Origin of the sequence: Oceanobacter sp. 5_MG-2023 (assembly GCF_030548165.1) — a bacterium.
Lineage (GTDB): Bacteria > Pseudomonadota > Gammaproteobacteria > Pseudomonadales > Oceanobacteraceae > Oceanobacter.
On the sequence record NZ_JAUORS010000013.1, the window covers coordinates 96,301 to 103,209 of the forward strand.

The following is a 6,909-nucleotide window of genomic DNA, read 5'->3' on the forward strand; positions in this document are numbered from 1 at the left end:
GTGGGGATTACTGGCCATGCAAGGCTTTGAGGAAGGAAAAGCAAATTTACAGCGGCAAACCAAATTCAGGGGCAATCTGGCCTAACCAGGTATTCAGGCGTTCTTCGGTCAGTCCGGTCTGGTTGTCGAGGTCGAGCGCCAGACCAACAAATTTATCGTCCAACAAGGCGGCGGACTGTTCAAATTCATAGCCATCGGTTGGCCAGCTGCCAACGAATTTGGCACCACGCTCGGTGAAAAACTCGTACAGCTCTCCCATGGCGTCCAGAAACTCATCCGGGTAACCTACCTGATCACCCAGGCCATAGATGGCTATGGTTTTGCCGCTGAAATCCATATCTTCGATTTTGGGTAAAAATTCTTCCCAGCTTTCTGCATCGCAGTCTGATGACAGGCCTGGCAATTCGCCGTCGCCCAGAGTCGGAGTGCCGATCAGCAGATATTCGTAGCTGGCAAAGGCATCAGGCTCGGTTCTGTTGACGTTGAGCGGTGCGTCCATGATGTCGTCGTCGAATTTCTTTTTGATCATTTTGGCAACCTTACGGGTCTTGCCTGTGTTGCTGCCGAAAAACAGCCCTATTTTGGCCATGCGTGTTCTCCTTTTGGGACGGTAAATAGGCACTTGCCGTTGATCATTTTCGATATCATTAACGGCTGTTGCTCATACCGGGGTTTTGCAGGCGTTGTGCCAGTTTGTCGGAGCTGTAACGTTATGAATTTTCTGGTTTTTTTTATTTTGTGTCGGTATGTGTCGGAAACCAGACAAGCGTAATCGGTAGATCTTTGCTGCTTTGTAGCTTTTCCAACAAACCCTGCTATTGACTGCTCAAGCCGTCTCTGACTGTCGGGGACATCTATTTACTCCTGCACGGCGGCAACCCGCGACCTTCGGGGCTGCCGGATGATCTCGACTCGGTGTCGCCGACGTTTGACTTGACCCGTCAGGCCTGCAAGTCGGCTTCGTGATTCGAAACCATCCGGTGGCCAAGAGTGAGCACCGGATTAAATAGATATCCTCTGTTATATATACAGAGTTATAAGGCTTTGATCCTCAACTTAATCAATGTTTATCCACAGATCTTGTGTATAAAATTTTTGATATGGCATGCTTTTTGTCAGCTAATGAGGGACGATGATATGGATTAACCGTGTTGTCTTTTAATTTGTTGGTTTTTTATTTTTTTCTTTAAAAACAAGGTGTTATTTATTTTTTTATTGGCTTTTGAATAGCTTTTAGCAGCAAGAGAATCAGTTGGTTATCATATAATCTGAGTGATTATTACTGATATCGCTTATAGGCTCCGGTAAAAATGAAAATAACATGACAGATTATCCACAGATTTTGTGGATAACTTTGGGTGTAAGTTGAAGAAAAATACGTTCAGGCATGATGAGTGGGCGGGCACTGTCAGATTGTACAAAAAACAACCAGCTGGTGGGGCGTCGTGCTGCCGTGCAGGTGGGATCCGGGGAGCGTGCAGGGCAACAGGATTGCCAGGCAAACAACATAATGATCCCCGGAGCCTGGGTCTTTGGCGGATTATTGAGTCAGTGATGCTTTTAAGGGTTCGTGCTGTGCCGCTTCAAGGCGCGGTCCAAACTGGCTGACAACCTGTGCTGATGCCGCGGATGCCAAGCGGCCGGCAGCCGCAAAGTCATGGCCATGGGTCAATGCATAGAGGAAAGCTCCGGCAAACATATCTCCGGCACCGTTGGTGTCGACGGCGGTGACGCTGTGTGGTGCAATGCGGTGCAGTTGTTCGCCATCCCAGGCCAGGGCACCGTCTTTGCCACAGGTAACCGCAAAGGTGTGGGCCTTGGTTTTTAAAGCCGTAATGGCGTCATCCAGATGGCTGGTTTCTGTTAGCAGTTGGGCTTCCTGCTCATTGCAGAACAGCAGATCAACACCGTCGCCCATGATTTCCAGAATACCGTCACGAAAGTATTGCACCATGGCTGGGTCAGAGCAGGTCATGGCGACCTTGACGTCATGTTGGCGCGCCAGTTCGCGTACCTGAACGGCGGCTGCCCGCGAGGTATCTCCTGTCACCAGGTAGCCTTCTATATATACGTACTCGGAACTGGCGATGGCGGTTTCGTTGATATGTCGGGCGTGCAGGTCTGAGGTAATACCGAGGAAGGTATTCATGGTGCGTTCGGCATCCGGGGTAACCATAACCAGGCATTTGCCGGTAGTGCCGGTTTCACGATCGTCGCCCAGATTGGTGTCTACGCCAGCTGCCTTGAGGTCGGTGACATAAAAATCCCCTGATTCGTCGTTGGCGACATTACAGGTGTAGTAGGTTTTGGCACCAAAATAGCTGGCTCCTATAATAGTGTTGGCAGCACTCCCTCCACAGGCGCGTTTTTTCAGACCATAGGTGTCGGTCAGTTGCCCGAGCAGCCCGGTCAGTTGCGTTTCGTCAATCAGGGTCATCAGGCCTTTTTCTATGCCCGCTTTGGCAAAAAAGGCGTCATCCACCTCAAATTCCTTATCGACCAGTGCGTTACCGATGCCGTAAATGTGGTATCCCATTGTGTATCTCGTGTTATGTCAAAGAGGCCGCAGTGTAACAAATGACAGCGACAACGGACGATGGGCCGCGGCTCTCTGCCGCTGTTGGTTCTGGTGTGGCTGACCCGGTGTTCGACCGTCGGTTTATTGATGCCGTCGGTTGAGGTTTGCGTTTATGATACGGCGATGAATCCTGTTTCCCGCTTTATCCGTCAGCATCAGCGTGTTCGTCATGCGGTGTATCAGACTGAGTCGAATATTTTTCGTTCAATGACGCGTACCGCATCAACCTTGCTGTTGTTTGTGGGTGTTCATGCGTTAGCGATGATGTGGCTGGAGTCCATGACCCCCTGGCAGGCGGTGTGGTTGACGCTGACCACGCTGGCGACGGTGGGTTATGGGGGTGTGTCGGCACAAACCCCGCTGGGGCAGCTGATGACGATTGTGCTGATGTATGGCTGCGGCATCACACTGATGACTTTCCTGATCAGTGATTATGTCGATTTTCGAATGGCGCGGCGGGAACGTATCCGCACCGGACACTGGGACTGGAATATGGCTGACCACATTTTGATCATCAATTCACCGAAGTACAATTATGAAGCCTATTTCTTGAGGATGGTCAGCCAGATACGGGAAAGTGGCGAGTATACGGATACGCCGATCATGCTGTTGAATCAGGACTTTGCCAATGGTCTGCCTGACAGTTTACGACGGCTGGGGGTGGTGCATGTGACCGGGTTGGCCAGTCGTCCGGAAGATTTGGCCCGGGCCGGTGTTGAGCGGGCACGGCATATTGTGGTGCTGTCGCGGGATGAATATTCTCCGGATAGCGACAGCTATTCTTTTGATGTCTGCTATCGTCTGTATGAGCGCCATCTGGGGCCGCGGGTGATTGCCGAAGTTGTGGACGACGCCAATCGGGCGCGTTTGCGGGACTTGAAGATCAAGGCATTGTTACGACCCATTCGTTCATATCCGGAAATTATTGTCCGGGCGATGGTGGCCCCCGGCGTTGAGCGGATTATTGAAGATATGTTCACCCATGAGGATGATCATGCCGTGCGTTATCCCGTTTGGCTGGAGGGAGAACGTTGGGCTGATGTGGTGAATGCGGTGGTACAAAATAATCTCGGTACCCCGTTGGCGTTTGTCTCAAAGGAAGGGGAGGTATTTACCCACCCGGATGGAGATGAACACGTCCAGGCGCAGTCGATTATCGTCCTGGTTCACACGGAAAAACCTCCTACCGTGAGCGATATCCAGCACGCAATCGAAATCCATTTTAATCAGGGCCTGGCTGATATCGAATAGCTTTTCCGTGGTTCCCACAGTGCGTTGTCAGGGCCGTTTATCCTGTTCTGAATGTGTGTGGTAACGGGGGGATGCGATTGCTGTTGTCTCACCGGTGCCCGGCTGTCTTTCTGTTTCCGGCTGACTGTCTTGTTTCCCGATGAGGCTTGACGTTCTGGCACCGCGAACCTTCTGCTATAGTCGCCCGGTTATTTAGCGGGAGTTGTGCCAATGCTCAGTCAGTTACTGGCGTTACTGTCCGATGGTCGTTTTCATTCCGGGGACGACTTGGGGCAGATATTGGGGGTCAGTCGGGCCGCCATATGGAAGCAGATGAAAAAGCTGGATGAGCTGGATATTCCCTATTCTTCTGTTAAAGGTAAAGGTTATCGGCTGCAGGATGCCATCGAGCTGCTCGATCAGGCCAGTATCGAGCAGCAGATGTCAGATCGGCTGGATCGGCTGGATATCTTGCTGGATGTGGATTCCACCAACAGCTGGTTGTATCAGCGGGCGCCGGATCATTTGGGCAAGCGTTATGCGGTTCTGGCAGAGAAGCAGCATCAGGGACGCGGTCGACGCGGTCGCCACTGGGTCAGCCCGTTTGGAAAAAATATCTACCTGTCTTTTCTGGTGACGCTGCCAGGTACCTTGGCTGAACAGGAAGGCTTGAGCCTGATGGTGGCCATTGCCCTCGAGAAAGCACTGCTGGCGCTGGGTATTGAAGGGGCTGGGCTGAAATGGCCGAACGACGTGTATATCGAGGATAAAAAAGTAGCTGGTATTCTGTTGGAAGGTTGTCAGACACAGCCTGGTTTTTGTCAGATTGTTATTGGTATTGGTCTTAATCTGGCGCTGAACCCGCAGGATGCGGAGCGTATCGAACAGCCCTGGACCGCCTTGCGACATTATCAACCAGGTCTGTCACGCAATACGGTTGCCGCGGTGCTGTTACAACAACTGAACTGGGCGGTGGATGAATTCCAGCGCGATGGCTTTGGTCCCTGGATGGCGTATTGGGCTGAACGGGATGTCTTTTACCGCAAGGAGGTTGTTTTGAGCGGATTGGCCGAGCCACGTTATGGTGTCGTAAAAGGTGTGAATCGCAAAGGGGAATTGCTGTTGCAAACCACCCGCGGTATTGAAGTGGTTATTGCAGGAGAATTGAGTGTCCGTCCTGTTAATTGATGCGGGGAATACCCGTATAAAGTGGCGTTATCAGGGCGACGGTGGTGTTGTTCATCGTGGTGGTTGCGCCCATGCGGACGTGGCTGCCCAGCAATGGCCTGCGGTTGGACGTGCGCTGGTGGCCAGTGTGCATGATAACCCCGGACTGCATCAGCAGCTGCAGCAGCAATTTGCCGATCGACTGGTGTGGTTGTCTCATCCACTACTGGACTATACGGATTTCCAGCATTGTTACCCCAACCCTGAGCGCCTGGGCGTTGATCGTTGGCTGGCGATGCTGGGTGCTCGCAAGCACAGCGATGCTGATGTACTGGTCGTTGATGCCGGGACTGCGATGACGGTTGATTTTCTGTTGTCAGACAATCAGCATGAAGGCGGGTTTATTGTGCCGGGGCTCACATTGGCGCAACAGATGCTCTGGCAGAATACCGAACGGGTACGCCCGTACCTGGACGAAATGGCCAGCGAACAACTGCAACCCGGTCGTGATACGGTGCAATGCGTCACCGCCGGGGTGCGGCGTCAGCAGGTTGCTTTTGTGCGTAATGTGCTGGAAGACTATGAGGGGTATATCCCCTTTTTTACCGGTGGTGATGGAGAATGGCTGGCCGTCGCACTCGACGTTCCTTACTGGCCTGAGCTTATCTTTGACGGACTGGATACCCTATGCGCTGGATATTTTTCTGCCTGGTGACAGGTAACTTGCTAGCTCTGGCTGTGTTCTGGCAGCAGGAGTCGGTGCCGGTTAAGACAACCACTGGTCTTGAAATAGCATCGGGACAGCGGCTGACATTGATTTCTGAAGCCGCGGTGACTCTGCCGAAGGCGAAAGACATCCGTAGTCAGGAGACCAGGAGCAACAGGCACTGCTTTGTTCTTGGCCCTTATAAGGATGAGTTGAGTGCGCGCCATGCAAAAGCCCGTGCGGCTGCGCTCGGCATGAATGGACGGACCAGCAGAACCGAGTTGCCGGGCGGGGAACCTCGTGAGTTTTGGGTGCACGTACCGCCCCGGGCAAGCCGGGATGCGGCGATGCGGATCCTGAAAGAGTTACAGCGGCGTGGTATCGACAGCTACATCATTACCAAGGGTGAGTTGTCTGAAGGGGTGTCATTGGGATTGTTCCGGCAACGGGAGTCTGCAGAAAGGCTGGTGGAACGGGTCAAGCAATACAATATTCCGGTTGCCCTGCGTGAAGTGTTGGATGTTGTAGAAGAGTTCTGGTTGGAAATCCCTGTCAGTGATGAGATGGGCGAGCGGTTACGACAACGTATCATGGCAGACGATAAAGCGGTCAGCTGGCAAATGAGCCAGTGCCAGTAGGGACGTCCATCCGGGTGTCATAACCGGAGAAGACAAAAAAATGGATATAAATAACAAAAAGTGTTGACAACTATCGGTTCCAGTCATATATTACGCGCCACTTCGGTGGGGTTCCCGAGCGGCCAAAGGGATCAGACTGTAAATCTGACGCGAAAGCTTCGCTGGTTCGAATCCAGCCCCCACCACCAAATTCAGAATCAGCGCTATGTCGATGATTTGACAGGAGCGAGGCCTACAGTCCCGGCTTCGGCCTGAAGGTTCGCGGGTATGGTACAATGGTAGAACCTCAGCCTTCCAAGCTGATGATGCGGGTTCGATTCCCGCTACCCGCTCCAGGTTACAAAATTTGCTGATATAGCTCAGGCGGTAGAGCGCATCCTTGGTAAGGATGAGGTCCCCAGTTCGATTCTGGGTATCAGCACCATTGATTAAATTGCAGAAAGGTAGGCTAATGCCTGCCTTTTTGTGTATCTGACGGTCTGAAATCTACTACCACGTAAGAGAGAGAAGGTCATGGCTAAGGCAACGTTTGAACGTTCCAAACCCCACGTAAACGTAGGTACTATTGGTCACGTTGACCATGGTAAAAC

The 6,909-nt window shown here is 52.3% G+C and carries 6 protein-coding genes and 3 tRNA genes; 7 read left to right on the forward strand and 2 right to left on the reverse strand.

Annotation, left to right across the window (positions count from 1 at the left end):
• Window positions 1-46: 46 nt before the first annotated feature.
• Window positions 47-589 (reverse strand): flavodoxin, encoded by a 543-nt coding sequence (locus tag Q4551_RS10570; protein ID WP_303433682.1) that lies wholly within the window; start codon window positions 587-589, stop codon window positions 47-49.
• 951 nt (window positions 590-1,540) lie between these two features.
• On the reverse strand, window positions 1,541-2,536 hold the full coding sequence (locus tag Q4551_RS10575; protein WP_303433683.1) for an adenosine kinase: 996 nt from the start codon (window positions 2,534-2,536) through the stop codon (window positions 1,541-1,543).
• A 165-nt stretch (window positions 2,537-2,701) separates the two neighbouring features.
• Between Q4551_RS10575 and Q4551_RS10580 the strand changes: the two genes are divergently transcribed.
• The 7 genes from Q4551_RS10580 (at window position 2,702) to Q4551_RS10610 (ending at window position 6,743) form a co-directional block, all read left to right on the forward strand.
• On the forward strand, window positions 2,702-3,829 hold the full coding sequence (locus tag Q4551_RS10580; protein ID WP_303433685.1) for a potassium channel family protein: 1,128 nt from the start codon (window positions 2,702-2,704) through the stop codon (window positions 3,827-3,829).
• Between the two features lie 210 nt (window positions 3,830-4,039).
• Window positions 4,040-4,996 (forward strand): biotin--[acetyl-CoA-carboxylase] ligase, encoded by a 957-nt coding sequence (locus tag Q4551_RS10585; RefSeq protein WP_303433687.1) that lies wholly within the window; start codon window positions 4,040-4,042, stop codon window positions 4,994-4,996.
• Window positions 4,977-5,690: a type III pantothenate kinase gene (locus tag Q4551_RS10590; RefSeq protein WP_303433689.1), complete on the forward strand. Its 714-nt coding sequence runs from the start codon at window positions 4,977-4,979 to the stop codon at window positions 5,688-5,690. Before Q4551_RS10585 ends, Q4551_RS10590 begins: the two co-directional genes overlap by 20 nt.
• A complete protein-coding gene (locus Q4551_RS10595; RefSeq protein WP_303433691.1) occupies window positions 5,663-6,319 on the forward strand; it encodes a hypothetical protein in 657 nt (218 codons plus the stop codon). The genes Q4551_RS10590 and Q4551_RS10595 overlap by 28 nt, the downstream gene beginning before the upstream one ends.
• Before the next feature lie 104 nt (window positions 6,320-6,423).
• Window positions 6,424-6,507 (forward strand) — tRNA-Tyr (locus Q4551_RS10600).
• A gap of 73 nt (window positions 6,508-6,580) precedes the next feature.
• A tRNA-Gly gene (locus tag Q4551_RS10605) sits at window positions 6,581-6,654 on the forward strand.
• A gap of 13 nt (window positions 6,655-6,667) precedes the next feature.
• Window positions 6,668-6,743, forward strand: a tRNA-Thr gene (locus Q4551_RS10610).
• The last annotated feature ends 166 nt before the right edge of the window (window positions 6,744-6,909 follow it).